The organism is Curtobacterium sp. SP.BCo (genome assembly GCF_051903265.1).
GTDB lineage: Bacteria > Actinomycetota > Actinomycetes > Actinomycetales > Microbacteriaceae > Curtobacterium.
Map to the genome: position 1 here is coordinate 1,622,241 of NZ_CP194337.1, position 26,539 is coordinate 1,648,779.

Annotated in this window: 26 protein-coding genes and 2 tRNA genes; 15 read left to right on the plus strand and 13 right to left on the minus strand. The window is 71.8% G+C overall.

Annotation, left to right across the window (positions count from 1 at the left end):
- The first annotated feature begins 121 nt into the window (after window positions 1-121).
- Window positions 122-1,099, plus strand: coding sequence for an SDR family NAD(P)-dependent oxidoreductase (locus ACRQ4B_RS07795; RefSeq protein ID WP_439694134.1), 978 nt, complete (start codon window positions 122-124; stop codon window positions 1,097-1,099).
- Between the two features lie 257 nt (window positions 1,100-1,356).
- Here the strand turns inward: ACRQ4B_RS07795 and ACRQ4B_RS07800 are convergent, their stop codons facing one another.
- Window positions 1,357-2,718, minus strand: a complete 1,362-nt coding sequence (locus tag ACRQ4B_RS07800) for an MFS transporter (RefSeq protein WP_439694135.1) — start codon at window positions 2,716-2,718, stop codon at window positions 1,357-1,359.
- An 89-nt stretch (window positions 2,719-2,807) separates the two neighbouring features.
- Here ACRQ4B_RS07800 and ACRQ4B_RS07805 point away from each other — a divergent pair, with 89 nt between their 5' ends.
- On the plus strand, window positions 2,808-4,235 hold the full coding sequence (locus ACRQ4B_RS07805; RefSeq protein WP_439694136.1) for an LLM class flavin-dependent oxidoreductase: 1,428 nt from the start codon (window positions 2,808-2,810) through the stop codon (window positions 4,233-4,235).
- Window positions 4,232-5,512 (plus strand): acyl-CoA dehydrogenase family protein, encoded by a 1,281-nt coding sequence (locus ACRQ4B_RS07810; RefSeq protein WP_439694137.1) that lies wholly within the window; start codon window positions 4,232-4,234, stop codon window positions 5,510-5,512. Before ACRQ4B_RS07805 ends, ACRQ4B_RS07810 begins: the two co-directional genes overlap by 4 nt.
- A 202-nt stretch (window positions 5,513-5,714) precedes the next feature.
- On the opposite strand, the gene ACRQ4B_RS07815 is transcribed toward ACRQ4B_RS07810, so the two are convergent.
- The 5 genes from ACRQ4B_RS07815 to ACRQ4B_RS07835 all read right to left on the minus strand — a co-directional run bounded on the left by ACRQ4B_RS07815 (window position 5,715) and on the right by ACRQ4B_RS07835 (window position 9,828).
- Window positions 5,715-6,059, minus strand: a complete 345-nt coding sequence (locus ACRQ4B_RS07815) for a metallopeptidase family protein (protein ID WP_439694369.1) — start codon at window positions 6,057-6,059, stop codon at window positions 5,715-5,717.
- A 101-nt stretch (window positions 6,060-6,160) separates the two neighbouring features.
- Window positions 6,161-6,236 (minus strand) — tRNA-His (locus tag ACRQ4B_RS07820).
- A gap of 75 nt (window positions 6,237-6,311) precedes the next feature.
- On the minus strand, window positions 6,312-7,058 hold the full coding sequence (orn, locus tag ACRQ4B_RS07825; protein ID WP_439694138.1) for an oligoribonuclease: 747 nt from the start codon (window positions 7,056-7,058) through the stop codon (window positions 6,312-6,314).
- 1,091 nt (window positions 7,059-8,149) lie between these two features.
- The gene (locus ACRQ4B_RS07830) at window positions 8,150-9,391 is read right to left on the minus strand and encodes an MFS transporter (protein ID WP_439694139.1); all 1,242 of its coding nucleotides are present in this window, start codon (window positions 9,389-9,391) and stop codon (window positions 8,150-8,152) included.
- The gene (locus tag ACRQ4B_RS07835; protein WP_439694140.1) at window positions 9,388-9,828 is read right to left on the minus strand and encodes a MarR family winged helix-turn-helix transcriptional regulator; all 441 of its coding nucleotides are present in this window, start codon (window positions 9,826-9,828) and stop codon (window positions 9,388-9,390) included. The genes ACRQ4B_RS07830 and ACRQ4B_RS07835 overlap by 4 nt, the downstream gene beginning before the upstream one ends.
- A gap of 61 nt (window positions 9,829-9,889) precedes the next feature.
- Here ACRQ4B_RS07835 and ACRQ4B_RS07840 point away from each other — a divergent pair, with 61 nt between their 5' ends.
- Window positions 9,890-10,180: a hypothetical protein gene (locus ACRQ4B_RS07840; protein ID WP_439694141.1), complete on the plus strand. Its 291-nt coding sequence runs from the start codon at window positions 9,890-9,892 to the stop codon at window positions 10,178-10,180.
- 46 nt (window positions 10,181-10,226) lie between these two features.
- Complete coding sequence (locus ACRQ4B_RS07845) at window positions 10,227-10,487, plus strand: thioredoxin family protein (RefSeq protein WP_439694142.1); 261 nt, start codon at window positions 10,227-10,229, stop codon at window positions 10,485-10,487.
- On the opposite strand, the gene ACRQ4B_RS07850 is transcribed toward ACRQ4B_RS07845, so the two are convergent.
- From ACRQ4B_RS07850 to ACRQ4B_RS07860, 3 genes are read right to left on the minus strand one after another with little or no spacing between them, the layout of a single operon-like run.
- Window positions 10,431-11,900: a DUF6716 putative glycosyltransferase gene (locus ACRQ4B_RS07850; protein ID WP_439694143.1), complete on the minus strand. Its 1,470-nt coding sequence runs from the start codon at window positions 11,898-11,900 to the stop codon at window positions 10,431-10,433. The genes ACRQ4B_RS07845 and ACRQ4B_RS07850 overlap by 57 nt on opposite strands.
- A gap of 16 nt (window positions 11,901-11,916) precedes the next feature.
- Window positions 11,917-12,789, minus strand: coding sequence for an N-acetylneuraminate synthase family protein (locus ACRQ4B_RS07855; RefSeq protein ID WP_439694144.1), 873 nt, complete (start codon window positions 12,787-12,789; stop codon window positions 11,917-11,919).
- Window positions 12,786-13,544, minus strand: a complete 759-nt coding sequence (locus tag ACRQ4B_RS07860) for an acylneuraminate cytidylyltransferase family protein (protein WP_439694145.1) — start codon at window positions 13,542-13,544, stop codon at window positions 12,786-12,788. The genes ACRQ4B_RS07855 and ACRQ4B_RS07860 overlap by 4 nt, the downstream gene beginning before the upstream one ends.
- Window positions 13,545-13,703: 159 nt before the next feature.
- Here ACRQ4B_RS07860 and ACRQ4B_RS07865 point away from each other — a divergent pair, with 159 nt between their 5' ends.
- The 3 genes from ACRQ4B_RS07865 (at window position 13,704) to ACRQ4B_RS07875 (ending at window position 16,588) form a co-directional block, all read left to right on the plus strand.
- Complete coding sequence (locus tag ACRQ4B_RS07865; RefSeq protein WP_439694146.1) at window positions 13,704-15,920, plus strand: ArnT family glycosyltransferase; 2,217 nt, start codon at window positions 13,704-13,706, stop codon at window positions 15,918-15,920.
- A gap of 20 nt (window positions 15,921-15,940) precedes the next feature.
- The gene (locus ACRQ4B_RS07870; protein WP_439694147.1) at window positions 15,941-16,501 is read left to right on the plus strand and encodes an AAA family ATPase; all 561 of its coding nucleotides are present in this window, start codon (window positions 15,941-15,943) and stop codon (window positions 16,499-16,501) included.
- A 14-nt stretch (window positions 16,502-16,515) separates the two neighbouring features.
- Window positions 16,516-16,588 (plus strand) — tRNA-Arg (locus ACRQ4B_RS07875).
- A gap of 87 nt (window positions 16,589-16,675) precedes the next feature.
- On the opposite strand, the gene ACRQ4B_RS07880 is transcribed toward ACRQ4B_RS07875, so the two are convergent.
- Together ACRQ4B_RS07880 and ACRQ4B_RS07885 are read right to left on the minus strand one after the other, a co-directional pair.
- Window positions 16,676-17,968 (minus strand): hypothetical protein, encoded by a 1,293-nt coding sequence (locus tag ACRQ4B_RS07880; RefSeq protein ID WP_439694148.1) that lies wholly within the window; start codon window positions 17,966-17,968, stop codon window positions 16,676-16,678.
- Between the two features lie 134 nt (window positions 17,969-18,102).
- Window positions 18,103-18,369 carry a hypothetical protein gene (locus ACRQ4B_RS07885; protein WP_439694149.1) on the minus strand — a complete coding sequence of 89 codons (267 nt, stop codon included), beginning with the start codon at window positions 18,367-18,369 and terminating at the stop codon, window positions 18,103-18,105.
- A 164-nt stretch (window positions 18,370-18,533) separates the two neighbouring features.
- Between ACRQ4B_RS07885 and msrA the strand changes: the two genes are divergently transcribed.
- The 5 genes from msrA (at window position 18,534) to ACRQ4B_RS07910 (ending at window position 22,306) form a co-directional block, all read left to right on the plus strand.
- Window positions 18,534-19,061 (plus strand): peptide-methionine (S)-S-oxide reductase MsrA, encoded by a 528-nt coding sequence (gene msrA, locus ACRQ4B_RS07890; RefSeq protein ID WP_439694150.1) that lies wholly within the window; start codon window positions 18,534-18,536, stop codon window positions 19,059-19,061.
- A gap of 37 nt (window positions 19,062-19,098) precedes the next feature.
- Window positions 19,099-19,302: a methyltransferase gene (locus tag ACRQ4B_RS07895; protein WP_439694151.1), complete on the plus strand. Its 204-nt coding sequence runs from the start codon at window positions 19,099-19,101 to the stop codon at window positions 19,300-19,302.
- Window positions 19,303-19,419: 117 nt separating this feature from the next.
- A complete protein-coding gene (locus tag ACRQ4B_RS07900) occupies window positions 19,420-20,082 on the plus strand; it encodes a single-stranded DNA-binding protein (RefSeq protein WP_439694152.1) in 663 nt (220 codons plus the stop codon).
- A gap of 53 nt (window positions 20,083-20,135) precedes the next feature.
- A complete protein-coding gene (ettA, locus tag ACRQ4B_RS07905; RefSeq protein WP_439694153.1) occupies window positions 20,136-21,821 on the plus strand; it encodes an energy-dependent translational throttle protein EttA in 1,686 nt (561 codons plus the stop codon).
- Between the two features lie 29 nt (window positions 21,822-21,850).
- Window positions 21,851-22,306, plus strand: coding sequence for an acyl-CoA thioesterase (locus ACRQ4B_RS07910; RefSeq protein ID WP_439694370.1), 456 nt, complete (start codon window positions 21,851-21,853; stop codon window positions 22,304-22,306).
- A 34-nt stretch (window positions 22,307-22,340) separates the two neighbouring features.
- Here the strand turns inward: ACRQ4B_RS07910 and ACRQ4B_RS07915 are convergent, their stop codons facing one another.
- Window positions 22,341-23,198, minus strand: a complete 858-nt coding sequence (locus tag ACRQ4B_RS07915; RefSeq protein WP_439694154.1) for an acyl-CoA thioesterase — start codon at window positions 23,196-23,198, stop codon at window positions 22,341-22,343.
- A 58-nt stretch (window positions 23,199-23,256) separates the two neighbouring features.
- Here ACRQ4B_RS07915 and ACRQ4B_RS07920 point away from each other — a divergent pair, with 58 nt between their 5' ends.
- Both ACRQ4B_RS07920 and ACRQ4B_RS07925 read left to right on the plus strand, forming a co-directional pair.
- Window positions 23,257-23,958 carry a hypothetical protein gene (locus ACRQ4B_RS07920; protein ID WP_439694155.1) on the plus strand — a complete coding sequence of 234 codons (702 nt, stop codon included), beginning with the start codon at window positions 23,257-23,259 and terminating at the stop codon, window positions 23,956-23,958.
- 37 nt (window positions 23,959-23,995) lie between these two features.
- Window positions 23,996-24,838, plus strand: a complete 843-nt coding sequence (locus tag ACRQ4B_RS07925) for an NAD(P)H-binding protein (protein WP_439694156.1) — start codon at window positions 23,996-23,998, stop codon at window positions 24,836-24,838.
- Between the two features lie 78 nt (window positions 24,839-24,916).
- Here ACRQ4B_RS07925 and ACRQ4B_RS07930 read toward each other — a convergent pair whose 3' ends face one another.
- Window positions 24,917-26,413, minus strand: coding sequence for a chitinase (locus tag ACRQ4B_RS07930; RefSeq protein ID WP_439694157.1), 1,497 nt, complete (start codon window positions 26,411-26,413; stop codon window positions 24,917-24,919).
- Between the last annotated feature and the right edge of the window lie 126 nt (window positions 26,414-26,539).

Below are 26,539 nucleotides of genomic sequence, written 5' to 3' on the forward strand. Positions count from 1 at the left end.
GCCACGACGATCATCCGGAACCCTGCTCCGTTTCGCTTGCAATCCGGATCGTCGTTCCGTATCGTTCCGGAACGTCGCTCCGTTTCGAGGCGACCGACCACTTCTCGAAGGAGATCCACCCATGATCACCGACCAGCACCCCCTGCCCACCCCGTTCACCGCGTCCTCGACCGCAGCAGAGGTCCTCGACGGCGTCGACCTCAGCGGTCGGGACGTCGTCGTCACGGGCGGCCACGGCCGCCTCGGACACGAGGTCAGCCGAGCCCTCGCGGCAGCCGGCGCCACCGTCACGGTCGCCTCCCGGGACACGGCGCGGGCCTCCGCAGCCGTCGCCGACGTCCCCGGCGTCCGGGTCGAGGCGCTCGACCTGACCGACCCGACGTCCATCGATGCGTTCGCAGCGCGGTGGTCAGCCTCCGGCCGTCCGCTCCAGGCCCTGGTCAACAACGCCGCGATGCTGTTCACCCCGGACCGCCGGCTCGATGCCCGCGGCAACGAACTGTCGTTCTCGACGTCCCACCTCGGGCACTTCCGACTCACGCGGGCGCTCCTCCCCGCCCTCCTGGAGGCCCGTGGCGCGCGGGTCCTCAACGTCACCTCCGGCGCCGCACGGTTCGGGCAGATCCGGTGGGACGACCTCGCGTTCGCGAGCGGCTACGACGCGGCCGCCGCCTACGGCCAGGCCAAGCGAGCGAACGTGCTGTTCGCGGTCGAACTGGACCGTCGCCACGCCGCGCAGGGGCTCCGCGCCCACGCTGCGCACCCCGGCGTGATCATCGGCCCCGGACCCCACGACGCCGCACGGATCGCCTCCTACCACGAGCAGGGGCTGGTCGATGCGGACGGCGCCACGGTGATCGATCCCGAACGCGGCAAGAAGACGATCGAACAGGGGGCGGCGACGCTCGTGTTCGGGGCAGCGAGCCCGCTCCTGGACGGCGTGGGTGGCGTCTACCTGAAGGACAGCGACGTCGCGGTGATCGACGACGAGGTCCGACCGTTGACCGCTGACAGCATCCCGGCGGACGCGAACTCGGCGATGCTCGATGCGGACGACGCGCGGCGACTCTGGGAGGTCAGCGAGCAGCTGACCGCCTGAGCGGCGCACCGGCCGTCGCGGTCGGTCCCGACCCACCAGCCTGGAGGCGCGAACCGCCCTGCGGACGCGTGTCGCGCCTCCAGGCCGGTCACCACCCGCCGTCGTCACAGGCGAGGGCCGGCCGACTCCATGAACGCGCGCTCGTCCGCCAGCTCCACGCCGCCGGCACCGACACCCCCGACGCCGCGCTGCCGCTCGAGGTGGTCGTCGACGACCTGCTGCGCCGGTGCGGTCTCCCGCAGTCCTGAACGCGCGGCTCAGCCGGCGACCCGCTCCGCCCGACGCGCTGCCGCCACCGGGTCCACCGCGAACGCCGCCGCCACGATCGAGAGCACCGCGTACACCCCGAGGTACGCGCACAGGATCCACGGCGAACCTCCACCGAGCTCCACGAAGACGGCCGCGAGCAACGGCGTGAGTCCGACCGAGAAGATCGACCCGATCTGGTACCCGAGCGACATCCCGGAGTACCGCCGACCGGTCGGGAACTGCTCGGCGAACCAGGCGGCCTGGGGCCCGTAGATGCTGTCGTGGAACACGCTCATCCCGATCAGCGCCACGAGCGGCAGGAGCACGAGGGGTCCGGCGTCGAGGAAGGCGAAGAACGGCCAGATCAGCACCGCGATGCCCACCGCGGACCAGATGGCGAGGACACGCCGACCGACCCGGTCGGACAGCCACCCCCAGAACGGCGTGGACACGAGCGACACCGCGGAGATGACGAGCACGGCCTGGAGGCCCGCGGCGGAGCCCGCCTCGCCGCGCTTCGCGAGCAGGTACGTCAGCGAGTACGTCGTCAGGATCGAGTAGAGCGCGGGCTGGACGAGCCGCAGCCCGGCGGTGACCAGGATCGACCGCGGGTGGTGCCGGATGGCCTGCCAGACCGGGAACCGTTCGACACCGCCCGACGCGCGCAGTTCCTGGAACACGGGAGCGTCCTGCACGCCGAGCCGGATGACGAGCCCGACGGCGACGATCACGGCGGAGAACAGGAACGGCAGCCGCCATCCCCAGGCGAGGAACACCTCGTTGCCGAGCAGCGTCCGCACGAGCGTGAAGACCCCGGTGGCGAGGAGCATCCCGCCGGCGGACCCCATCTGCGTGAACGCGCCGAACAGTCCGCGGTGTCGTGCCGGAGCGTGCTCGACGGACAGCAGCGCCGACCCGCCCCACTCGGCGCCGGCGGCAACGCCCTGCAGCAGCCGGAGCACCACCAGTGCGACGACCGCTCCGACGCCGATGGTCGCCGCGGAAGGGATCGCACCGATGAGCGTCGATGCGATGCCCATCAGCACGAGGGACGCGACGAGCAGCTTCTTCCGCCCGATCCGGTCGCCGAGGTGGCCGGCGATGACGCCGCCGAGCGGGCGTGCGACGAACCCGACGCCGTAGGTCGCGAACGACGCGATGACGCCGACGGCCGGCGTCACGGTCGGGAAGAACGTCGGTGCGAAGACGAGCGCGGAGGCGGTCGCGTACAGGTAGAAGTCGTAGTACTCGACGGTCGTCCCGACGAAGGACGCCAGGGCGACCCGACGACGGGTCGCGGTGGTGGGCGGTGCGGTGGAACGGACGGGAGGCGCGGCTGCGGTGGTCGGGTTCGGCACCCTCAGGAGCATGGTCGCGTCCGGCGCCGCGCGGAACGGCCCGCGTAACGCGAGGTCACGTCATGGTCTCCCGCGACCGGACGCCGGGGAACATGGACCGCATGAGCGATGCACCGAACCGCCCGCTGCGCTTCGCGGCCTTCGTCATGAACACGACGTCGCACATCCAGCACGGCCTCTGGCGACACCCGGACGCCCGCCAGGCCGACTTCGACGACGTGACGCTGTGGACCGACCTCGCGAAGACGCTCGAGCGCGGGAAGTTCGACGCGATGTTCTTCGCCGACGTCGTCGGGACGTACGGTCCGGCGCGCGGGGACTACTCGACCAACCTCCGCGAGGGGCTGCAGATCCCCTCGAACGACCCGTCGGTGCTGCTGTCCGCCCTGGCCGTCTCGACGGAGCACCTCGGACTCGCCTTCACGTCGAGCGTCATCCAGTCGCACCCGTTCGACTTCGCCCGCAAGGTCTCCACCCTCGACCACATCACCCGCGGTCGGATCGGCTGGAACGTCGTCACGAGCGCCCTCGACAGCGCCGCCCGGAACTTCGGGCAGGACCGCCTCGAGGAGCACGACGAACGCTACGTCTGGGCCGAGGAGTACCTGGAGGTCTGCGCGAAGCTCTGGGAGGGCTCGTGGGAGGACGGCGCCGTGCTCAAGGACCCGGTGCTCGGGTACGCGGACCCGGAGAAGGTGCACCGGATCGACCACCACGGGAAGCGCTACGACGTGCAGGGGCCGCACCTGAGCGCACCCTCGCCGCAGCGGACGCCAGTGCTGTTCCAGGCGGGGTCCTCGCCGGCCGGCCGGGCGTTCGCCGCACGGAACGCCGAGGCGCAGTTCATCCTCACGTCGAACCGGGACGCCACCGAGCAGCTCATCCGCGAGACCCGCGACCTCGCCGGAGCAGCCGGTCGGCACCGGGACGACATCGCGTTCTTCCTCGGGCTGACCTTCGTCACCGGCTCCACCGAGGCCGAGGCGAAGGCCAAGGAGGCGGAGATCGACGAGTACCTGGCGGCCGACGGGTTCCTCGTGCACTCGAACCTCGGCTTCGACCCGGACACCGGTGAGCCGCTCGACCCCGCGACGCCGCTGTCCGAGGTCCGGACGCACGCCGGGCAGTCGCACCTGCAGTGGCTCCGCGAGGCAGCCGGCGACCGCGAGCCCACCATCGCCGACCTCGCCCGCCTGTCCGCCAAGCTCCGGGCGCGCGTCGTCGGGACACCCGAGCAGATCGCCGACGAACTCGCCGACTGGCAGCGCGTCGGCGTCGACGGGGTGAACGTCATCAACTGGACGCTGCCCGGCTCGTACGAGGAGTTCGTCGACCACATCGCGCCGACCCTGCAGGAACGCGGACTCATGCAGTCCGAGTACCGGGAGGGCACCCTCCGCGAGAAGCTCTTCGGGCACGCGCAGCTCCCGGACACGCACCCGGCCAGACGGTGGCGCGGGGCGTTCACCGGCGGAGCCGCCGGAACCGGCGCGGTCGACGCGCGTGACGCCGTGGAGGTGACCGCATGACCGACGCGACGACGACTGCCGGGGGTGTGCCGTCCCTCCAGGCCGGGGTGGGACGCGACCGTCTGACGGCGCTGCGCGAGCGGTTCCGTCCCGTCCTCGAACGCATCCGCGCGGGGGCGGTCGAGCGGGAGCTCGCGTCGGGGACGCCCGGGGACCGATCGCTGCCGCACGCCGAGGTGCGGGCGCTCGCCGATGCCGGCTTCGGGCGGCTGCGCGTGCCCGAGGACCGGGGCGGCTTCGGGGTGACGCTCGTGGAGCTCGTGCACCTGGTGGCGGACCTCGCGGCGGCCGACTCGAACATCGCGCACCTGTGGCGGGGACACTTCGGGTACACCGAGCTCGTGCTGCTCCGGCCGTCGTCGGCCGGGCGGGACGAGTGGCTGCAACGGATCGTGGACGGCGCGATCATCGGGAACGCGACCTCCGAGCGGACCGGCACCACGCTCGCGGACATCTCCACCACCGTCGCTCCCGACGCGGACGGCACGTGGCGCCTCGACGGGCGGAAGTTCTACTCGACCGGAACGCTCTACGCGGACTGGATCTACCTGGCGGCCGACCGCGACGGCGAGCGCGTGACCTTCGCCGTGCCGACCGACGCGCCGGGCGTCACCGGCATCGACGACTGGGACGGGTTCGGGCAGCGGCTCACCGCCTCGGGCACGACCGTCTTCGACGGGGTCTCCGTGGACCCGAGCGTCGTCTCGGCGTACAAGGACGCGCCGCTGTCGCACATCCAGGCCTTCTACCAGCTGTACCTGCTGGCGGTCCTCGCGGGGATCGGGCAGGCCGTGTCCGATGACGCCGTGGCGTTCGTGCGGCCGCGCACCCGGACGTACATCCACGCGAACGCCGCCGTGCCGGGGGACGACCCGCAGGTACTGGCGATCCTCGGGCGGCTGTCCGCCGGTGCGTTCACCGCCCGGTCGCTCGTCGCTGCGGCGGCTGGACTGCTCGACGGTGTCGTGGCGACCAACGAGCCCGGTGTCGGGGTGTCGCACGAGCTGCTCGACGCCGCCGAGAACGCGGTGTACCAGGCACAGATCGAGATCGGGCCGCGCGTGCTGCGGTCCTGCTCGGAGCTGTTCGAGGTCGGGGGAGCCTCGGCGGCGGACCGGACCCGGGCGTTGGACCGGCACTGGCGGAACGCCCGCGTGGTGGCGTCGCACAACCCGGCGGTCTACAAGGAGCGGCTCGTGGGGGAGTACGCGCTGCACGGGCGGGGGCCGGTGGACGCGTGGGAGAAGTACCACGAGGTGGGGCCGACGCGGTTCTGAGGGGGCGGGGTGGCCGCGGCGGCGCGTTGCGCGGCGGCGCCGCGCGGCGCGGCGCGGCGCGGCGCGGTGCGGTGCGGCGCGGTGCGCGGCCGGGCTGCTCGCGGCGAGACTCGGTGTGGGCGACAGTTCTCGCGTCCCGAGTGCCGAGGAATGTCGCCCAGGCCGAGTCTCGGTGCGCGCCCGACGAGTCTCGTGGGAGCCCCTACGCCCAGCCGAGCTCGTGCAGCCGCTCGTCGTCGATGCCGTAGAAGTGCCCGATCTCGTGCACGAGGGTGGTGTGCACCTCGTCCTTGAGCTCCTCGAGCGTGTCGCACTCCGCGAGGTGCTGCTTCCGGAACACGACGATCCGGTCCGGCAACTCGCCGAAGCCGTACTGCCCGCGCTCGGTCGCGGCGACGCCGTCGTACACGCCGAACAGCTCCTCGCCGTTCTCCGGTTCGTCCTCGACGACGAACACCACGTTGTCCAGGCCGTCGACCATCTCGTCGGGCAGGAGGTCGAGTTCGTCGGTCACGAGCTGCTCGAACTCGTCGAGGGACATCTCCATCACGGGGTGGATCGTCCCACACCGGGCTGACCTCGCGCCTGACGGAACGACGAAGGCCCCGGTCCGACGGACCGGGGCCTTCCGCTGATCTGCATCAGCACTGGGGTGAATAACGGGTCTCGAACCCGCGACCTCCTAGACCACAACCAGGCGCTCTACCAACTGAGCTATATCCACCATGTTCGAACCGGCAGACCGGCGCGACCACTCAATAGTAGTACATGCCCGGCGCGGATCCGACCACGCGTGGTGCTACTCGGTCGCGGGCTGCGCGAGCTCGTCGGTCGCGGGCTGCGCGGCGGCCTTGTCGGTCGCGGCCTGCGCGGGCTGCGCGGTCTCGCCGGTCGCGGCCGGCGCGGCCTCGCCGGTCGCGGGCTGCGCCAGCCGCGGTTCCCACTTCGCCACGACCTCGGCCGACACGGCACGGACGTCATCCGTGCTCGGCCCGGGCTCGGCGACGAAACCAGCACGGCGGTAGTACTCCAGCTCGCGGATCGACTCGAGGATGTCCGCCAGCGCGCGGTGGCCGCCGTGCTTCTCCGGTGCGTTGAAGTACACGCGGGGGAACCAGCGACGGCAGAGCTCCTTGATGCTCGACACGTCCACGCTCCGGTAGTGCAGGTGCCCGTCGACGCGCGGCATGTACTTCGCGAGGAACGCCCGGTCCGTACCGATCGTGTTGCCGGCCAGGGGAGCGGTGCCCTCGGCGGGGACGTGCTGGAGGATGTACTCCAACACCTGGTACTCGGCGTCCGCGAGGGACACGCCGCCCGGGATCTCGTCGATGAGCCCCGAAGTCGTGTGCATGTTCGTCACGAACTCGTTCATGTTGTCGAGCGCCGACTGGTCCGGCTTGATGACGATGTCGAACCCGGGGTGCACCGGGACGAGGTCGAAGTCGGTGATGACCACGGCCACCTCGACGAGTTCGTCGACCTCGATGTCGAGGCCCGTCATCTCGCAGTCGATCCAGACGAGGCGGTCGTTCGCAGTTGCCATGGTGTCGATCCTATTCCGCGTGCTCCCACCCGCCGCTCGTGCTCCCGTCCCACTGCCGTCCGGCCCTCCCACCCCACGTCTCGCGAGCGGGCGGATCCGGTCGCTGGGGGCTTGGGACTCCCACCGATTTCGCCCACTCGGGTGCTGACCCGGTCGCGCCGCGCAGCGAGCGGGCGGATTCCGTCATCGCCACGTCGGGAACGGATCGGATTCCGCCCGCTCGGATGGCGGGGTGGAGGTGACCGCCTGGAGGCGCGGTGCCCGTCCGGCGGGCGTGCGCCGCGCCTCCAGGCGGTCACCCCGTGTCGCGAGCGGGCGGATCCGGCCTGTCCGTGCCGCCCGTGTGGTGCGTTTCCGCCCGCTCGCGTGGGTGGGCTGCGCGCGGGTTTCCCGAGCGGGCGAAACCGGCCCGGCCGTGCCGCCCGTGTGGTGCGTTTTCTCCCGCCCGCGTTGGTGGGCCGCGCGCCGGTTTCGCGAGCGGGTGAGAACGGTCGTGCGGCGTGAGTGATCGGGACGGATTCCGCCCGCTCGCGCGAGTGGGGTAGAGGTGACCGACTGGAGGCGCGGTGCCGGTCCGGCGGGCGTGCGCCGCGCCTCCGGGCGGTCGCCCCGCGTGGCGAGCGGGCGAAACCGGCCCGGCTGTGCCGCTCGCGCGGTCCGTTTCCGCCCGCTCGCGTGAGCGAGCCGCTCGCGGGCTTCGCGAACGGGTCGAATCGGTCGCTGGACACGCGTGGCTGGGCCAGATATCGCCCGCTCGCGTGAGCGGGGTGGTGGTGACTGCCTGGAGGCGCGGTGCCGGTCCGGCGGGAGTGCGCCGCGCCTCCCGGCGGTCACGCGGGCGCCGCGAGCGGGCGGAATCGGCTCGCGAACGCGTTGTGGCGGTGCGGATTCGCCCGCTCGCGGTCGTGCGCAGGGGCGGGCGTAGGTGGCGGGACGGAAAACGCCCGCTCGCGGGTGCAGGAGGTGCACGTCGCGAGCGGGCGGGATCGGGCCGGGGGCGGGGGTGAGGGGGACGTGTACCGCCCGCTCGCGAAACCGAAGGGAACGGGCAGGGCAGGCAGGCGCGGGCGGGAGGGGAACGGCGGGCGGCGCTAGGCCATCTCGCCGGCGCCGATCGCCTCGGCCTCGATGCGTTCTGGCTCGGCGCCGTCGTCGACCCGGCGCAGCACGCGGGTGGTGCACAGCACGACGACGAACGCGACCGCGACCGACAGACCAGCGAACACGTACGCGGCCGAGGGAGCGTAGGCGTCGGCGAGCAGGGTGGCGACGGGCGGAGCGATCGCGCCTCCGATGAAGCGCACGGCGGAGTAGGCGCTCGAGGCGACGGAGCGGGGGAGGTCGGTGGCCTCCATGACGCACTCGGTGAGCACGGTGTTCAGCACCCCGAGCACGAGACCGCCGATGATCACGCAGACGATGAGGCCGACCTGGCTGTCGACGACCACGGCTGCGGCGAACAGGTCGAGCGCGAGTAGCGGGAGTGCGATCTTCAGCACGGTGGTCCGGCGGAGCCGAGCGGTGAGCATCGGGGCGACCCACACCGAGGTGATCGCCAGGCCGACACCCCAGCCGAAGAACGTGAAGCCGATGCCGAGGGCGCCGAAGCCGAGCGGGAACGGCGTGTAGGCGAGCAGGACGAAGAAGCCGATGTTGTAGAAGAGCGCGGTGGCGGCGAGGGCGGCGAGGGCCGGGCGGCCGAGCGCACGGAACGGCGCCGAGAGCTTCGTCGGGGTGGGCTTCTCGAGGTTCTTCGTCTTGAGCAGGGTGACGATGGCGATGAACGCGACCGCCATCAGGGTGGTCACGCCGAAGAACGGGCCGCGCCAGCTCACCGAGCCGAGCAGACCGCCGACGAGGGGCCCGACGGCGATGCCGAGACCGAGCGCCGCTTCGTACAGGATGATCGCGGACGCGGTGCCCCCGGAGGCAGCCCCGACGATGGTCGCGAGTGCGGTGGAGATGAAGAGCGCGTTGCCGAGGCCCCAGCCGGCGCGGAAGTCGATGATGCTCCACACGCTGTTCGACGTGGCCGCGAGCACCGAGAACACCACGATGAGGGCGAGTCCGATGAGCAGGGTGTTCTTCGCGCCGATGCGGCTGGAGACCCAGCTGGTGAAGAACATCGCGACGCCGGTGACGGCGAGGTAGCTCGTGAAGAGGAGCTCGGTCTGCGCCGGGGTGGCCTTCAGCGACGCGGCGATCGCGGGGAGGATCGGGTCGACGAGGCCGATGCCCATGAAGGCGACGACGCAGGCGAAGGCGATCGCCCACACGGCGGACGACTGCTTGAGGATGCTGCCGGACTGGCCGGCGGGTGCGTGGGCGTTCACGCGGTGGTCTCCGTTCTGGTGGTGGTGCGCGAGGCGATGAGGGCGGCCGCGGTGTGCAGGGCGTCCCAGTCGTCGTCGTCGAGGTCGGCGAACATCGGGCCGACCGTGCGGGTCATGGTGGCGCGCCAGTCGGCGAGCCGGGTCCTGCCCGCCTCGGTCAGCTCGATGAGCTGCCCGCGGGAGTCGTCGGGGTCGACGCTCCGGGTGATGAGGCCGTCGGCGGTCATGCTCGTGACGAGCCGGGTCATCGTGGGCTGCGCGACCCGGGATGCCGCGGCGAGTTCGCCGAGGCGGAGCGGCTGGTCGGTCTCGAGGATGCCGAGCGTGCGCCAGACGGCGGCGGACGTGGTGTTCCCCGTCGCCTGGGCAGCGGTGCGGATCAGCCGGTTCACCGAGACCAGGAGCGTCTCGATCGTCTGCTCGCGACTCGTTTCCATAGCAAAACTATATAGCGAAGCTATGAAAGAGTCAACAGGTGCTGCCTGGTAGAAGGGATGCATGAGCGACATCACCATCCACGAAGGCGACGAGTACACCGCGATCTTCCACGGCGGACCCTTCGACGGCACGACCGACACCCGGACCGCGACGAGCGACGCGCTGGACGAGGAGATCACGGTGTTCGCCGACGTCGAGGGGCTCCAGACGGCCTTCACCTACCGCATGACGAAGTCCCGCCAGGTGCTCGACCAGACCTCGGCGGAGTTCGAGTACGTGCCGGGGGAGTCCGACCCGGTGGACGACCTCGCCGACCGCGGCGACCGCAGCGGCGAGTTCGACCGAGAGTAGCCCCCGGGCGGGAGTAGATCCCCGCACCCCCGCGTTGCACCGTCACATGCAGCTCGACCTCTGGACGTCCTCGTTCTGCGCCCCGTGCGCCGCCGCCCGCCGGGTGTCGGCCGAGGCGTCGGGACTCGTCCCCGGCCTGCACGTGACCGAGCGCGACGTGGCGAACCACCCGGACCAGGCGGAGGACCTCGGCATCCGGTCGACCCCCACGATCATCGTGCGGCGGGACGACGGAGCCGAGGTCTTCCGGTCACCGGGGGTCCCGACCCGCGACCAGCTGCTCCTGGCGATCGCCAAGGCGGTCTGACCCGGCGGGATCCGCAACCCGATCCGCCACCCGATCCGCCACCCGACCGGCCCGCTGACTCGTCGGTGCGAGCACGACCGGCGCCCCGACCGGACGCACCAGCCGACGCACCCGCCGCCCGACCCGCTTGACCGCCCGCACCGGCGCCCCGATCACGAGGGCGACCACTCCGAGCAGGCTCCGGTCGTCCGCCCCGAGGGCGTTCTTCCGCTCCCACGCCCGCCGCAGCACGCCCCCACGACTCCGTCGCGCGGCCGGCCGGTCGACGAGCACCCCGGCATCGCGGCGTGCCATCAGCGCCTCGGCCCGCACTGCCCAGTCGTCGTCCGACCCGGGGTGGAAGTGGTTGTCGTGCATCCACTCCGGACGGACGGCCCCGAAGCGCCCGTCGACCAGGTCGATCGCGTCGCCCTCGAGTCCGCTGCCGACGAAGACCTCGTTGATGAGGTGCCGCCCGGTCCCGAAGTCCGTCAGGGTGAGGGCCGGGATCCCGCGGGCGGCGGCCTCGAGGACGGCCGTCGAACTGATCGTCACGAGGGCGACGGCACGGTCGAGGTGCTCGGCCATCGGACCGCTCTCGACCACGAGGTTCGCCGGGGCGTCGGCCGGCACGAGGTCCGGGTACGGGTCCTGCTCGCGGTGCGTCTGGTGTTCGCCCGCGGCGGCCCGGACCTTGATCACGACCCGCCACTCCGGGTGCCGACGGGCGGTGTCGACGAGCCAGCCGACGACCCGTTCGCGGTCGGCCCGGTCGGCCGGGACGCTCGGCTGGGCGGCGAACACGACGGCGTCACGGACCGGAGCAGGTCCGTCTCCGTCCGAGGCGGGAGCACCGCGACGGGCGAACGGCAGCGTGGCGAGCGCGAAGTGCGGTTCGACGCCGCCCTCGCGTGCCAGTTCCTCGTAGGCGCGGACCTCGCGGTGGCTGTGCAGCACGAACAGGTCGGCGCGCGCCCGGAAGAACACGCCCTTCCACTTCGCCGGGAACGAGATGCCCGGCAACCCGGTCACCAGGACCGGTCGTCCCGGGACCCGGCGGTGAACCTCGTCGATGACGAGTTCGGCGACCGGCCCGATCAGCGACACGAGGACGGCGTCCGGCGGGTCCTGCCGGAGCGACTCCACCACGGCGTCGAGGTCGTGCGGCTCCGGCGGGGCCGCGGCCAGGTACGCGAGCCGCTCGTCGAGCCCGCGGAACGCGGACCGCAGCTGCGCGCGGCTCGCCGAGCGGGGCGTCGCGACGGTGCGCAGTTCCAGGTGCCAGTGCGCCGGTGCGGTGGCGAGCAGGTGCGCGCCCCACTTCGCGAACGAGTCGGTGTCGACCAGCCCGACCACGCGTCGGACGCGTGGTGCCGTGTCGGCCGGGAGGCGCGCCTCCCGGCCGTCGGTCGGCTCGCGCCCGTCGTCCGTCACCTGCAGGGCCCCGACCTCACGCGCCGACGCGGCGCAGTTTGGCGAGCGGCGCCCGCTCCCCGGGCATGACCCGCTTCACGCCGTCACCGAGGGCGGTCTCGATGATCCGGACGTCGCGTGCCAGCGTCTGGAGCCCGTGCGGCTCGAGGGACGCGGCGTGGTCGGAGCCCCACATCGTCCGGTCGAGCGTGATGTGCCGCTCGAGGGCAGTGGCGCCGAGTGCGACCGCCGCGACCGAGATCTGCAGACCCGGCTCGTGCCCGGAGTAGCCGACCGGCACGCCCGTGTAGCGGTTCGCGAGGGTGTCGATCATGCGGAGGTTCGCCTCCTCGGGCGGGAGGGGGTAGGTCGACGTCGCGTGCATGAGGACGAGCCGCTCGGTGCCGAGGGCCTCCACCGCGCGGTCGATCTGCTCGAGCGTCGACATCCCGGTCGACAGGATCACGGGCTTGCCGGTCGCGGCGACCGCGGCGAGCAACCCGAGGTCGGTCACCGACGCCGAGGCGATCTTGTACGCCACGACGTTCAGGTCCTCGAGGAAGTCCACCGACGGCTCGTCCCACGGCGATGCGAACCAGTCCAGGCCGCGCAGGGTCGCGTGGTCGCCGATCTCGATGTACTGCGCACGGTCGAACTCGACGCGGTAGCGGTACTCCAGGTAGGTCATGTCGCCCCACGGCGTCGACCGGGGCGTGTTCTTCATGTGCTCCGGCGTGGAGATCGACGGGGTGCGCTTCTGGAACTTCACGGCCTGCAGCCCGGCGTCCGCGGCGACGTCGATCAGCCGCTTCGCGATGTCGACGTCGCCGTTGTGGTTGAGGCCGATCTCGCCGATGAGGTACGCGGGGTGGCCCGCGCCGATCGTGGACGAACCGATGGTGACCGTCATGGTGCTCCGTTCAGGGCTGGGTCGAGGTGCGCGGCGAGTACCGAGGCGAGGGTGAGGTCGGACGGGTCGTCGATGTCGATCGCCCCGCGGGGGTCGACGACGACGAGTCCGATCCGGCCGTGGAAGCGGTGGTGGTGCTGCCGGAAGGCGCTCGAGCGGAAGACGTAGAAGGCTCCGGTCTCGCGGTACTCCGGCTCCCGGTCCTGGCGGCGGGGGCGGACAGCGGCGTCGTGGTTGACGGCGCGGGCGGTGCCGTCGGGACCGTCGTGGTCCAGGGCGCGGGCGGTGCCGGCTCCGTCGGGCTCGCGCTCGATGCGCCACAGGAAGGCGTGCGAGGGGGTCGCCGAGAACACCGAGTCGGCGAGGCCGTCGCGCACCCGGGCGACGGCGGTGTCGAGGTCGGCCGGGTCGATGAACGGCGACGTGGCCTGCAGGAACACGACGACCTCGGGCTCCTCGCCCGTGGCGGCGAGCGTGTCGAGGACGTGCAGCACCGCCGACTCCGACGATGCCTCGTCACCCGCGAGGTCGGCCGGACGACGGACCACCCGGGCGCCGGCGAGCTCGGCCTCCACCGCGATCGCGTCCCCGTCCGTCGAGACCACGACGGCGTCGATCGACGATGCGCCCCGTGCCGCCTCCACGGCGCGGCGGACGAGGGACCGCCCGGCGACCGGGCGGAGGTTCTTCCCCGCGATCCCCTTCGAGCCGGCACGCGCGGGGACGACCGCGACGACGGAACCGGTGGTGCGCATGCCCCGGACGCTACGAAGCGCCGGTGACCCGGAAGCGAACACCAGGCAGACGCGACCCGAACCGTTCCGGAACCCGCCCGGCGGCGGCGATCCGTGCCTCCCGGCAACCCCACAGCACTGCCAACGGATGCCGAAAGGCGGCCCGGTGACGCTGGGACCATGCACGCCACCACCCGAACACCCCTCGTCCAGCGAGCACGCTGGGAACGCCCCGCGTTCCTCGGGCTGCTCCTCGCCACCGGCGTGCTGTACATCGTGGGCCTCGGGCTGAACGGGTACGCGAACGCGTTCTACTCCGCGGCCGTGCAGGCGGGGAGCACGAACTGGGAGGCGTTCTTCTACGGCTCCTCGGACGCCGGCAACTCGATCACCGTCGACAAGCCGCCCGCGTTCCTGTGGGTGATGGAGCTGTCCGTGCGGGTGTTCGGGCTGAACTCGTGGGCGATCCTCGTCCCCGAGGCGCTGATGGGCGTCGGCGCGGTGGCCCTGCTGTACGTGATCGTGCGGCGGCGGTTCTCGGCCGGGGCCGCCCTGATCGCCGGCGCCGCACTGGCGACCACCCCCGTCGCGACCCTCATGTTCCGGTTCAACAACCCGGACGCGATGCTCACCCTGCTCATGGTGCTGTCGCTCTGGCTGGTCCTGCGCGGCATCGACACCGGGCGGCTCCGCTGGGTCGTGCTCGCCGGCGTCGCCGTCGGGATCGCGTTCCTGACGAAGCAGCTGCAGGGGTTCCTGATCCTGCCGGTGCTGGTCGGCGTGTACCTGTACTGCTCGTCGCTGCCGTTCGTGAAGCGCGTCGTGCACCTGCTCTGGGCAGCGCTCGCCGTGGTCGTCGCGGGCGGGTGGTGGGTGGCGATCGTGGAACTCGTGCCGACCTCTGCCCGACCGTACGTGGGTGGCTCGCAGACGAACTCGTTCCTCGAGCTGACCTTCGGGTACAACGGCCTCGGGCGCGTGACCGGCGACGAGACCGGCAGCGTGACCGGTGGGGGCGGCGGGACCGCCGGTGCCGGGTCGTGGGGTGCCACCGGTCTCCTGCGGCTGTTCGGGTCGGAGTTCGCGGGGCAGATCACCTGGCTGCTGCCGACCGCGCTCGTGCTGCTCGTGGCCGCGCTCGTCGCGATCGGCTTCCGGCAGCGCACCTCGTCACAGCTCGCCACCGTGCTCGCACTCGGCGGGGCCCTGCTGCTCACCGCGCTGGTGTTCAGCTTCATGGGCGGGATCTTGCACCCCTACTACACGGTGGCCCTCGCGCCGTACATCGCCGGACTCGTCGGCATCGGCGCCGGGGTGCTCTGGTCGCGACGGGGATCGTGGTGGTGGCGGGGGACGGCGGCGTTCGCCGTGGTGGTGACCGTCGTGTGGCAGTGGTACCTGCTCACCGCTGCGGGGTCGTGGCAGCCGTGGATCCGGTGGGTGGTGCTCGTCGTCGGGGTGGTCACCGCCGTGGCGGTGCTCGTGCCCGGGGTGGCCGGGCCGGGCGGGGTGGCTCGTTCGGCCGGTGTGGCCGGGGCGGGCGCGCCGGCCGGGGTGGCTGGGTCGGCTCGTTCGGCCGAGGCTGCCGGGCCGTCCGGGGCTGCCGCGGCTGGCGGGTCTGCCGAGTCATCGGGGTGGGATGCGGTGCCCGTGCTGAGTGGTGCGTCGCCGCGTCCGGGGCTCCGTCCGGGGCTGCGACGTCCGCTGGGTGTCGTGATCGTCGTCGGGGCCGTGGTCACCGGGCTGCTCGGGCCGACCGCGTACTCGATCGAGACCGTCACGACGGCCCACACCGGATCGCTGCCGTCGGCCGGACCGCGCGTCGCGGGGGCCGGCTTCGGTGGGCGCGGTGGCGGGTTCGGACGTGCCGGGGGCGGCGGATTCGCGCGCCCCGGTACCGGTGGGCCGGGAGGCGCGGGAGGCGCGGGAGGCGCGGGTGGCGCCGGCGGGAACACGGCACCGGGTGGGACGGGTGCGCCGGGCGCCGGGGGCACCACCGGGACGAACGGGACGGGTGGCTTCGGCGGCGGTGCCGGGAGCCTGCTCGGCGGCTCCACCGACGTCGCGTCCGCCCTGCGCGAGGCACTGCAGGAGAACGCCTCCGAGTACACCTGGGTGGCCGCGACCGTGGGCTCGAACAGTGCTGCGACGTACCAGCTCGCGACGGGGGAGTCGGTGATGCCGATCGGCGGCTTCAACGGGTCCGATCCCTCGCCGACGCTCGCCGAGTTCAAGCGGGACGTGGCGAAGGGCGAGATCCACTACTTCATCGCCGGGAGCGTCGGGCGCTCGAACGGCGGGAGCGACGCGGCCTCGGAGATCACGGCGTGGGTCGAGTCGACGTACACCGCGACGACCATCGGCGGGGTCACGGTGTACGACCTGACGGCCGGGTGACACCGGGTTAGGCTCGAGGGATGCTCGGTGCCGACGACGTCCTCGATCCGACCCCGCGGCGCATCCTGGTCGCCGGCACGACCGGCGTCGGGAAGACCACCACGGCACGACGCATCGGCTCCGTGCTCGGCGTCCCGCACACCGAGATCGACGCACTGTTCCACGGCCCGGACTGGGAGCCACGAGCGACCTTCGTGGCCGACGTCGAGGCGTTCACGAGCGAACCGGCGTGGGTCACCGAGTGGCAGTACACCCCCGTGCGGGCGCTCCTCGCCGAGCGCGCGGACACCCTCGTCTGGATCGACCTGCCGACCGTCGTGGCGTTCTGGCGGCTGCTCCGTCGGACCCTCCGGCGTCGGCTGCGGCGGATCGAACTGTGGAACGGGAACATCGAGCCGTCGCTGTGGACGTTCTTCACCGACCAGGAGCACATCCTCCGATGGGGCATCCGGACCCGGAACGTCTCGCGGCGACGGGTGCCCGAGCTCGTCACGTCGGCGCCGCACCTGCGCATCGTGCACCTGCGCTCGCAGCGGGAGGTCGATCGGTTCGTGCAGCACCTCGGCGCAGGCCGCGGATAGAATCGACGCCGTCCGCCTCCGTAGCTCAGTGGATAGAGCAGGTGGTTTCTACCCACCGTGCCGCGGGTTCGATTCCTGCCGGGGGCACATGCAGCAGGCCGCCGCCCCTCGGGGCGACGGCCTGCTGACGGTGACCGGCTGGTGTCGGCCTGCTGGTGGACCGACCGGGGCTGACTACTCGTCGTCGTCCGCTGCGCGGCGGCGGAGTTCGCTCGCGCTGATCGGCTGGGTGTACGGCGCCTCGGACGTCTCGTTCGCGTCGGTGGGCTCCGCCGGTGCGTCGGCGATGCGGGTGGGGATCGACGTGGTGTTCGTCGTGCCGGGGGCGTCGACCTTCCGGTCGTCGGGCGTCCGGCTGTCGGCCTCGACCGAACGGTTCACGTGCGCGTCGGCCGAGGTCGGCTTCGCGACCGGCGGCGGCACCGGGGCGCCGGTGGTCGCGCCCGCTGTCGCGTTCGCGTTCGTGCCCGTGGTGCCGGCCGACGTCGGGCCGTCGTCGACCGCGTCGGCGTTGTCGGCGTCGGTGGTGGTGCGGGACGGGACGTCGCTGTTGCGGGACGACTGGTTCGTCGTGTCCGCCGGCGGCGCGGTGCGGGACGGTGACACCGGGGAACCGAGGGTCGGGCGGACCGTTGTACCGGACAGCGGCGTGGTCGCACCGTCCCCGTAGGCACGCGTGGCACCGTCGCCGTACGCGGCCGTGGCTCCGTCCCCGTAGGAACGTGTGGCGCCGTCCCCGTAGGCGCGCGTGTTGCCGTCCGAGATCGGTGTCGTGGCGGCCGAGGACGCGGCGGACGCGCCGGGGGAGGCCGTGCCGGCGGGGCGCTGCAGGGCAGGACGGAGCGACGTCGTGGTCGGAGTGGGGCGTTCGGTGCTCGCCTCCGGGGCGGACGCCGGGGCGTCGTCGCGGCGGGCGGCGCTGTCGGCGTTCCAGTCCTGCTGGCGCTTGATGAGTTCGGCGTCGGGATCCGGGGAGTCGAACTTCCACCGCTCGAGGTCGCTCTTGAAGAGCTTGCGTGCCCGCCCCGGACGCGCCTGCCACTCCAGGAGCCGGTCGCGGAACTCGGCGAGGGACTGCTCCGCCTGGAAGCTGAACGTCGACGAGTTCTTCTTGATGTCGGCGATCTCGTGCTGCGTCCAGTTCGCAGCGAGGGGTGCACCGGCGACCGGCAGCAGGCGGAGGCGGATGTCGGCGTCCTCGGCGAGGTGATCCGCGTAGGCGCGTTCATCGTGCCCGAGTGAGCCCCACGTCGCCGCCTTGCGTGCCGCGGAGACGATGCCGGCGACGGCGGCGTTGCGTGCCTCGCGCTCCTGCATCGCGACGACGCGCTTGGTCGCGCCCCGTCCGATGAGCGCCGCGACGATGCCCGCCACGACGATCGCGACGAAGGGGATGAGCGCTCCGGAGATCACTCGCCAGCCCTCGTCGGACGAGATCCAGTCGGTCAGGTCGTTCCACCAGTCCATGCGCGCACCATACTCACGAAACGGTCAGGGATCGGGGAGGCCGGACGGCGTTCCGCGCACCCGACCGGACATGATTCCAATGTGGAACATCATGGGCGTGCGGGGACGAGTCGATCCGCCCGTGGTCCGGCACGTCAGCCCCAGCGCAGGCAGTCGACGGCGTCGTCGGCGGACCACACGTCGGGGAACGCGACGAAGCGACGCTCGGTCGAGACGTAGCGGCGGGCACGGTAGGCGGTGCCGCCGGCGACGTCGACCCGGTCCACGTAGCCGACGATCTCGCCGTTCGCCCGCGTGACCCGGCTGAGGTCGTCCCGCACGTCGAGGATCCGGAGGTCACCGCGCGAGCGTGCGACGGGCGTGGAGCGGATCCGCAGTGCGGGTTCGGTCGTCGTCTGCATCGTGGTGCCTCCTGGTGCTCGGTGTGGGATCGACGGTACGGAGGACCACCGACACGCCGGGGCGCAGCGGCACTCCTGGGGAGCGTTCACGTGCCGACGCGGGTTGTGGAGGACGTGTGACCCGGTCGCGGCTCGCTCGGACCTCCACGAGGTACGGTGAGCCCATGACCACGTTCGTGCTCGCAGGTGGATGTTTCTGGTGTCTCGACGCCGTGTACCGCACGCTACAGGGCGTGCAGGACGTGGTGTCCGGGTACGTCGGCGGCCGGGTGGAGCACCCGTCGTACGAGCTCGTCTGCACGGGGACGACCGGCCACGCCGAGGCGGTGGCGGTGACCTTCGACGAGACGGTGATCCCGGCCGACGTGATCCTCGACGTCTTCTTCACGCTGCACGACCCGCGGCAGCTGAACCGCCAGGGAGCCGACGTCGGCACCCAGTACCGCTCGGCCATGTTCCCGGCCGACGACGCACAGCGTGTGCTGTTCGAGCAGGCCGTCGCGCGCGCGTCGGACATCTGGGACGGCGGGATCGTGACGACGATCGAGCCGCTCGGTACCTTCTTCGAGGCGGAGGAGTACCACCAGGACTTCTTCGCGAAGAACCCCGGTCAGGGCTACTGCCTCGCGGTGGCGCTGCCGAAGGTGAACAAGGTCCGCAAGGCCTACAGTCAGTACATCCTGGCGTCCTGACACTCGGGCGTCGGGGCCACGAGGAGGTGGTCGAACGATGACGAACAACACCGGGACCTGGGTAGCGGTCGGACCGGCGGGAGCAGTGGGCAGCATCCACCGCGCCGACGGCGGCTTCCGGGTCGAGCTCTACGGTCGCAGCGGCACCGGCGGGACGTTCCCGTCGCTCGAGTCGGCGAAGGGCGCGGTCCACGCTGCGCTCGGCCCGCTGGCCGACCGGCCCGAGTTCCGCGCGCACTGACGGTTCCGGACGGGAGGCACGGGGGACTTCTCCTCCACAGGCCACCTGATCGGGACCACCGGTCACAGATCGAGCCCCGGAGCGCTGTCGCGCCCGGGGCTCGATGACGATCGAGGCATGAACGACACCATCACCGTCTGCGGGATCATCGCCACCGAGCCGCGTCACCTCGTGACCGACACCGGCATCGCCATCACGAGCATGCGGCTCGCCTCACCCTCGCGCCGCTGGGACCGCGCGACCGCCACCTGGACCAACGGCGCGACCAACTGGTTCACCGTGACGGCCTTCCGTTCCCTGGCCGCCAACGTCCACAAGTCCCTGAAGAAGGGCGACCGCGTCGTGGTGACGGGTCGCGTCCGGATCCGCACGTGGGAGCGCGACGGCCGCGGTGGCACGTCGGTCGAGATCGACGCCGAGGGGCTCGGGCACGACCTCGCGTGGGGGATCAGCAACTGGATCCGGGTCCCCCGGCAGGTGGGTGACGCGTCTCGGACTTCCGGGGCAGCACCGGCCGGAGCGGTCCCCGTCGGCATCGGCTCGGTCGATCCGCGCACCGGCGAGGTCGGGCACCAGGACGACCACGCGCTGCACGGCGAGGACGGGGTTCCCGGCGAAGGGCTCCCCGCCGACGACGGGCTCGGGGACGGGGACGGGGTCGGAGACGGGCACGGGGACATCGCCGGCCTCGACGGCACCCTGCCCGACGACGGGTTCGATCTCGACGCCTACGGCGGGAGCGACCCGGAGGGTGAGGGTGAGACCCGTGCGGCAGCGTGACGCCGGCCGGCGGGGGAGCGCTCGGCACCCGCGGTCAGTAGACTTGCCCCGATATGGCTGAGTACATCTACCAGATGGTCCGCGCCCGCAAGGCGGTCGGCGACAAGCTGATCCTCGACGACGTCACGATGTCGTTCCTCCCCGGCGCCAAGATCGGCGTCGTCGGACCGAACGGCGCGGGCAAGTCGACGATCCTGAAGATCATGGCGGGTCTCGACCAGCCGTCCAACGGCGAGGCGAAGCTCACCCCCGGCTTCACCGTCGGCATCCTCATGCAGGAGCCCGAGCTCGACGAGTCGAAGACCGTGCTCGAGAACGTGCAGGAAGGCGTCGGCGAGATCCACGCCAAGGTGACCCGCTTCAACGAGATCTCCGCCCTGATGGCGGAGCCGGACGCCGACTTCGACGCCCTGCTCGCCGAGATGGGCACCCTGCAGGAAGAGATCGACGCGGCCGACGCGTGGGACCTCGACTCGCAGCTCGAGCAGGCCATGGCCGCGCTCCAGTGCCCCCCGGGCGACGAGCTCGTCACGCACCTGTCCGGTGGTGAGAAGCGCCGTGTCGCGCTCTGCAAGCTCCTGCTCCAGAAGCCCGACCTGCTGCTCCTCGACGAGCCCACCAACCACCTCGACGCCGAGTCCGTCCTCTGGCTCGAGCAGCACCTGCAGCAGTACCACGGTGCCGTCCTCGCCGTGACCCACGACCGGTACTTCCTCGACCACGTCGCGGAGTGGATCGCCGAGGTCGACCGCGGCCGTCTCTACCCGTACGAGGGCAACTACTCGACCTACCTCGAGAAGAAGCGCGCGCGGCTCGAGGTCCAGGGCAAGAAGGACGCGAAGCTCGCGAAGCGGCTCTCCTCCGAGCTCGACTGGGTCCGCAGCAACACCAAGGGTCGCCAGGCGAAGTCCAAGGCCCGCCTCGCGCGGTACGAGGAGATGGTCACCGAGGCCGAGCGCACGCGGAAGCTCGACTTCGAGGAGATCGTCATCCCCGTGGGGCCGCGTCTCGGTTCGCAGGTCATCGACGCCGACAAGCTGCACAAGCAGTTCGGCGACCGCGTCATCATCGGCGACCTGTCGTTCACGCTGCCGCGCAACGGCATCGTCGGCGTCATCGGCCCGAACGGCGTCGGCAAGACCACGCTCTTCAAGACGATCGTCGGCCTCGAGCCCCTCGACGGCGGCACGCTGAAGATCGGCGAGACGGTCGACATCTCGTACGTCGACCAGAGCCGTGGCGGCATCGACCCGAACAAGAACCTGTGGGAGGTCGTCTCCGACGGGCTCGACTACATCCAGGTCGGCAAGACCGAGATCCCGTCGCGCGCGTACGTCTCGCAGTTCGGGTTCAAGGGTCCGGACCAGCAGAAGCGCGCCGGCATCCTGTCCGGTGGTGAGCGCAACCGTCTGAACCTGGCGCTGACCCTCAAGCAGGGCGGCAACCTCCTGCTCCTCGACGAGCCGACCAACGACCTGGACGTCGAGACGCTGGGCAGCCTCGAGAACGCACTGCTCGAGTACCCCGGTTGCGCCGTGGTCATCACCCACGACCGGTGGTTCCTCGACCGCATCGCGACGCACATCCTCGCGTGGGAGGGCCTGAACGAGGACGGCACCCCCAACTGGTACTGGTTCGAGGGCAACTTCGAGGCGTACGAGGAGAACAAGATCGAGCGCCTCGGTGCCGATGCGGCGAAGCCCGGACGGGCGACGTACCGCAAGCTCACCCGCGACTGACCGTGGCTCGGTTGCACGCTCCCATCCGCATGCGGTGGAGCGACATCGACGCGTACGGACACGTCAACAACTCCGCGATGCTGCGTCTCCTGGAGGAGGCGCGCATCGTGGGGTTCTGGGGCCACGACCCCTCCGACGAGGGCGGCGACGGCGAGCTGCCGGAGCCGATCATCGACGGGCGACCGGGCTCGGGCACGATGACGGTGATCGCGGCCCAGCGCCTCGAGTACCTCGCATCGATCCCGTACCTGCGCCGTCCCCTCGACGTCCAGATGTGGATCGGCCGGATCGGTGGCGCGAGCATCGACGTCTCGTACGAGGTGTGGTCACCGGTCGGGCACGAGCCCGCGGTGCTCTACACACGTGCGACCACGGCGCTCGTGATGGTGGACGCGACGACCAACCGGCCGCGTCGCCTCACCGACGCCGAGCGTGAGGCGTGCGCGCCGTACACCGAACCCGCGGTCGAGTTCTCCCGACCGTAGGCCCCGGGCAGCACGGCCAGTGCGGCCACCACGGTCAGCGCGGGATGCGCATCATCCCTTCCTGCGCGACCGACGCCAGCAGCCGCCCGTCCGCCGAGAACATCCGGCCGAACGCCAGTCCCCGACCGCCCTGCGCGCTCGGGGACTCCTGCGTGTAGAGCACCCACTCGTCGGCCCGGCCGTCCCGGTGCCACCACATCGCGTGGTCGAGGCTCGCACTCTTCACCCCGGGCGTTCCCCACGCGACGCCGTGTCGGCGCATGATCGGCTCGAGGATCGACAGGTCGCTGGCGTACCCGAGCACGGCCCGGTGCAGTGCCGGGTCGTCCGGCAGGTCGCCTTCGACGCGGAACCAGACGGCCTGGTGGGGGAGGTGCTCGCCCTGCACGTCGACGAACACCGGACCCTCGACGTGTCGGAGGTCGATGGACCGCTCGGCCCAGGCCCGGGCGACGGGGTGGTCGATCGCGGAGAGGATCGACGCCGCCGACGGCAGGGACTCCGGCGCCGGGACGTCGACCGGGAACGGGTCCTGGTGCTCGACGCCGGTGTCCGGACGCTGGAACGACGCGATCATCGAGAAGATCGGCACGCCGCGCTGGTACGCCTGCACGCGTCGGGTGGCGAACGACCGGCCGTCGTGGATGCGCTCGACGCCGAAGGTGATCGGCACGTCGATGTCACCGGGGCGCAGGAAGTACCCGTGCATCGAGTGGATGTCGCGGTCCTCGATGGTGGCCTGCGCAGCGACGATGCACTGCGCGAGGACCTGACCGCCGAACACGCGTCCGCCGGGGGACCAGTGGCTCGCCCCGGTGAGGATGGTCTCGCCGGTGCTCGCGCCGGTGTCCTCGAGTCGGAGGGTGCTGAGGAAGTCCGGTTCGCCGTTCACACGAGCAGTCTACGAACGGCCGTCGCTGACAGCCGCGGCCGGTAGGATCCGTGGTGACATGGGCACCTCGTTCACGCTTTCCGACGCAGCCTCCCTCGGGGACCTCCGCACCTACCTCGGACGGGCCGCCCGCATCGAGGACGGTTCCGTCCGCCTGATCGCCGACTCGGGCGTCCTGGCGGTCTACACCGCGATCCTCTACCCGCTCGGCCTGCTCGACGAGCTGCCGACGGTGCTCGGTCTCCGCACGTTCTCCCTCGCCGAGCCGGCGACCATCGACGCCGTCGTGCCGTTGGCGTCGATGCAGGAGCGGCTGCGGCTGCTCGCCGAGACGCAGGACGCCGAGCACGCCGAGGGCGCGGACCCGACCCGTGCGACCCCGATCGAGGTGGAGCTCCCGCACGAGGTCCACACCGTGACGTGGGCAGCGATCTCCCCGCCCCGCGGCGGATGGGTGCCGCTGCCGGACGTCTCGCCGGAGCACCTCCGCCGTGCGGCCCGCGACGGCATCGCCGAGGTCGCCGACGCGGTTCCGTCGAACGCGGGCGAAGCCATCGTCCGCAAGGTCCGTTCCGAGGTCTGGGGCCGACCGGTCGCGGGCATCGAGCACGTGCCGGCCGGTGCGGGGTTCGCGGGCGAGAGCCTCGGGTTCCTCGGGCACGACCCCGTGCGCCTGTTCGAGACAGGCCCCTGGAGCCGGCTGACGACGAGTCGCGGGCACGTGCTCGTGAAGCGTCGCGCCTGGACCCTGAACCCCTAGCGAGCGCTCGCCGGACCGGCCGTGATTGGCTGGGGCCATGCGTGTCTTCCTCACCGGTGCCTCCGGCTACATCGGCTCCTCGGTCCTCCGCGCCCTCGTCGCGCACGAGCACGAGGTCACGGCCCTCGTCCGCACGGACGAGAAGGCGCAGGCGGTCCGCGATGCCGGCGGGCGTGCGCTCGTCGGTGACGTCACGGACACCGACGTGGTCCGCCGTCTCGCGCACGAGGCCGACGCCGTGGTGCACACCGCGTCCGCGCAGGGCGTCGACGAGGGCTTCATCGCGACGGTGCTCGACGCCCTCGGCGGGACGCCGAAGCCGTTCGTGCACACCGGCGGCATCTTCACCTTCGGCGACTCGACGGACATCTCCGAGCAGTCGCCCGCGTCGCCGCCGGCGATGACGGCCTGGCGCGGTCCCAACGAGGCCGCGGTGCGGGCGAGCGATGTCCGGACGACGATCGTCGCGCCCGGGATCGTCTACGGACGCGGCGCCGGGATCCCGGCGATGTTCGTCGGCGACGGTGCGCACGAGGTCCGGCTCGTCGGGGACGGTTCGCAGCGCTGGACGACGGTGCACATCGACGACCTCGGCGAGCTGTACGTCCTGGCGGTGCACCGCGGCGAACAGGACGGGTACGTCCTCGCGGCGACCGGGGACAACCCGACCGTGCGGGAGATCGCCGAAGCAGGGGCGCACGGTTCGCCGGTGGTGCCCGAGAGCGTCGACGCGAGCCGGGAACGCCTCGGGACCGTCTACGCCGACGCCCTGCTCATGCACCAGGAGGCCTCCGGCGCGCACGCGCGCGCCGCGTTCGGGTGGAACCCGACGCGCCCGCCGCTCGTCGACGACCTGGCCGACGGCTCCTACGTCCGGTAGGTGACCGGGTGACGGACTGGAGGCACGTGACGGCGTCGTCACGTGCCTCCAGTCCGATCGGGCGTCAGCCCGGAACCGTCAGCCCAGCCCGTTCAGGACGGGCCGGACCGCGTTCGCGAACGCGTAGCCGTTCGACGCGTCCCAGTTGATCGACCAGGTCATCGCACCGCGGAGGCCGGGGTACTTCGCACCGGGGACGAACTTCCCGCAGCCCGTGCCCGTCGCGAGGCAGGTCATCGCGTTGTTCACGACGCTCGGTGCGACGTACCCGCTCCCGGCGCCGCTGGTCGAGGCGGGGAAGCCGAGGCCGACCTGGTCCGCGCGGAGTCCGCCCTGCAGCGAGGTGCACGCGAGTGCCGTCGCGAAGTCGACCGAGCCCTGCGCGTAGACACCGCCGTCGCAGCCGTTCATCGACCCCGAGTTGTAGTACTGCGTCTGCACGATCGTGAGGATGTCCTTGATGTTCAGCGCGAGGGCGAAGTAGTCGGACGACGTGCTGAGCATGTCGATCGTCTGCGGGGCCATCGTGATGATCATCCCCGGGTGCTTCGCCGCCACGGTGTGCAGCGCCTGCGCCATGTACGTCGGGTTGACACCGTTCTCGAGGTCGATGTCCACGCCGTCGAACCCGAACGTGTTCATGAGCGAGTCGACGCTCGCGGCGAAGTTCGCCGCGGAGGTGCTGTCGGACACCGAGATGGTGCCGTTCTGACCGCCGACCGAGACGATGACCTTCTGGCCGCGGGCGTGCACGGTCCGGACGTCGGCCGTGAACTGCGCATCGGTGTAGCCGCCGAGCTTCGTGGCGAGCCCCGGGTCGACGGAGTAGGTCACCGCACCGGGCTTGCCGGAGTCGGCGTTCGCGAACGCGACCGCGATGAGGTCGTAGCTGGTCGGGACGTCGCTCAGGCGGAGGGCCTTCGCGCCGTTGTCGAAGTCCTGCCAGTAGCCGGTCAGGGTGTGCTTCGGCAGCTGGGCGGCCGGACCGGTGCCGTTCCCGGGTGTCGGGGTGGGCGTGGGCGTCGGTGTGGGTGTCGCGGTGGGGGTGGGCGTCGGGGTGGAGGACGCCGTCGGGGTCGGCGTGGTGCCGCTGCCGGCCGGACCCGCCAGCGCGACGTCGTCGGCGAGGTACGCGCCCTGGCCGTACCAGCCGTGCACGTACACGGAGGCGGTCTTCTGCGACGCTCCCGTGGTGAACGTCGTCGACAGCTGCGTGTACCCGGAGCTCGAGGTCCACGTGCTCGCGCCGGAGACGCTCTCCCCGAGGTACACGTAGCTGCCCGAGACCCAGGCGGAGAGCGTGTACGAGGTGCTCGGTTGCACCGCGATCGTCTGCGAGCACTGCGCGGTGTCCGACGACGACGGTGCTCCGGACAGCGCCTTCGCGCCCGAGTGGACCGGGGTGCTGACGACCGAGGCGCCGGAGCACACCCACCCGCTCGTGGTCCCCGTCTCGAACCCGGGGTTCGACACGAGGTTGCCGCTCGCCGCATCGGCGGTGTGCGGCAGGAGGACGGCCGCGGCGAGCAGGGCGACCCCGGCTCCGACGGCGGCGAGTTTCGGAACGACCTGCATGGTTCTCCTCATGAGGCGTCGCGGCCCTCGGGAGTGGGCGCCGTGCCCGGACCACACCATTCTGCAAGGACGTTGCGGAATGGTGTGGAGAGGTTATGACCAGTCGACGGAGAGCGTCAAGGGGTC

Coding starts and splice junctions, on each gene's coding strand:
- ACRQ4B_RS07880 (WP_439694148.1), bottom strand. CDS start 17,968: ATGGACTGGTGGAACGACCTGACCGACTGGATCTCGTCCGACGAGGGC.
- ACRQ4B_RS07885 (WP_439694149.1), bottom strand. CDS start 18,369: ATGCAGACGACGACCGAACCCGCACTGCGGATCCGCTCCACGCCCGTC.
- ACRQ4B_RS07930 (WP_439694157.1), bottom strand. CDS start 26,413: ATGCAGGTCGTTCCGAAACTCGCCGCCGTCGGAGCCGGGGTCGCCCTG.
- ACRQ4B_RS07910 (WP_439694370.1), top strand. CDS start 21,851: ATGCGGTGGAGCGACATCGACGCGTACGGACACGTCAACAACTCCGCG.
- ACRQ4B_RS07810 (WP_439694137.1), top strand. CDS start 4,232: ATGACCGACGCGACGACGACTGCCGGGGGTGTGCCGTCCCTCCAGGCC.
- ACRQ4B_RS07840 (WP_439694141.1), top strand. CDS start 9,890: ATGAGCGACATCACCATCCACGAAGGCGACGAGTACACCGCGATCTTC.
- ACRQ4B_RS07925 (WP_439694156.1), top strand. CDS start 23,996: ATGCGTGTCTTCCTCACCGGTGCCTCCGGCTACATCGGCTCCTCGGTC.
- ACRQ4B_RS07920 (WP_439694155.1), top strand. CDS start 23,257: ATGGGCACCTCGTTCACGCTTTCCGACGCAGCCTCCCTCGGGGACCTC.
- ACRQ4B_RS07855 (WP_439694144.1), bottom strand. CDS start 12,789: ATGACGGTCACCATCGGTTCGTCCACGATCGGCGCGGGCCACCCCGCG.
- ACRQ4B_RS07845 (WP_439694142.1), top strand. CDS start 10,227: ATGCAGCTCGACCTCTGGACGTCCTCGTTCTGCGCCCCGTGCGCCGCC.
- ACRQ4B_RS07835 (WP_439694140.1), bottom strand. CDS start 9,828: ATGGAAACGAGTCGCGAGCAGACGATCGAGACGCTCCTGGTCTCGGTG.
- ACRQ4B_RS07870 (WP_439694147.1), top strand. CDS start 15,941: ATGCTCGGTGCCGACGACGTCCTCGATCCGACCCCGCGGCGCATCCTG.
- ACRQ4B_RS07860 (WP_439694145.1), bottom strand. CDS start 13,544: ATGCGCACCACCGGTTCCGTCGTCGCGGTCGTCCCCGCGCGTGCCGGC.
- ACRQ4B_RS07815 (WP_439694369.1), bottom strand. CDS start 6,059: ATGGAGATGTCCCTCGACGAGTTCGAGCAGCTCGTGACCGACGAACTC.
- ACRQ4B_RS07895 (WP_439694151.1), top strand. CDS start 19,099: ATGACGAACAACACCGGGACCTGGGTAGCGGTCGGACCGGCGGGAGCA.
- ACRQ4B_RS07800 (WP_439694135.1), bottom strand. CDS start 2,718: ATGCTCCTGAGGGTGCCGAACCCGACCACCGCAGCCGCGCCTCCCGTC.
- orn (WP_439694138.1), bottom strand. CDS start 7,058: ATGGCAACTGCGAACGACCGCCTCGTCTGGATCGACTGCGAGATGACG.
- ACRQ4B_RS07795 (WP_439694134.1), top strand. CDS start 122: ATGATCACCGACCAGCACCCCCTGCCCACCCCGTTCACCGCGTCCTCG.
- ACRQ4B_RS07805 (WP_439694136.1), top strand. CDS start 2,808: ATGAGCGATGCACCGAACCGCCCGCTGCGCTTCGCGGCCTTCGTCATG.
- ACRQ4B_RS07865 (WP_439694146.1), top strand. CDS start 13,704: ATGCACGCCACCACCCGAACACCCCTCGTCCAGCGAGCACGCTGGGAA.
- ACRQ4B_RS07900 (WP_439694152.1), top strand. CDS start 19,420: ATGAACGACACCATCACCGTCTGCGGGATCATCGCCACCGAGCCGCGT.
- msrA (WP_439694150.1), top strand. CDS start 18,534: ATGACCACGTTCGTGCTCGCAGGTGGATGTTTCTGGTGTCTCGACGCC.
- ettA (WP_439694153.1), top strand. CDS start 20,136: ATGGCTGAGTACATCTACCAGATGGTCCGCGCCCGCAAGGCGGTCGGC.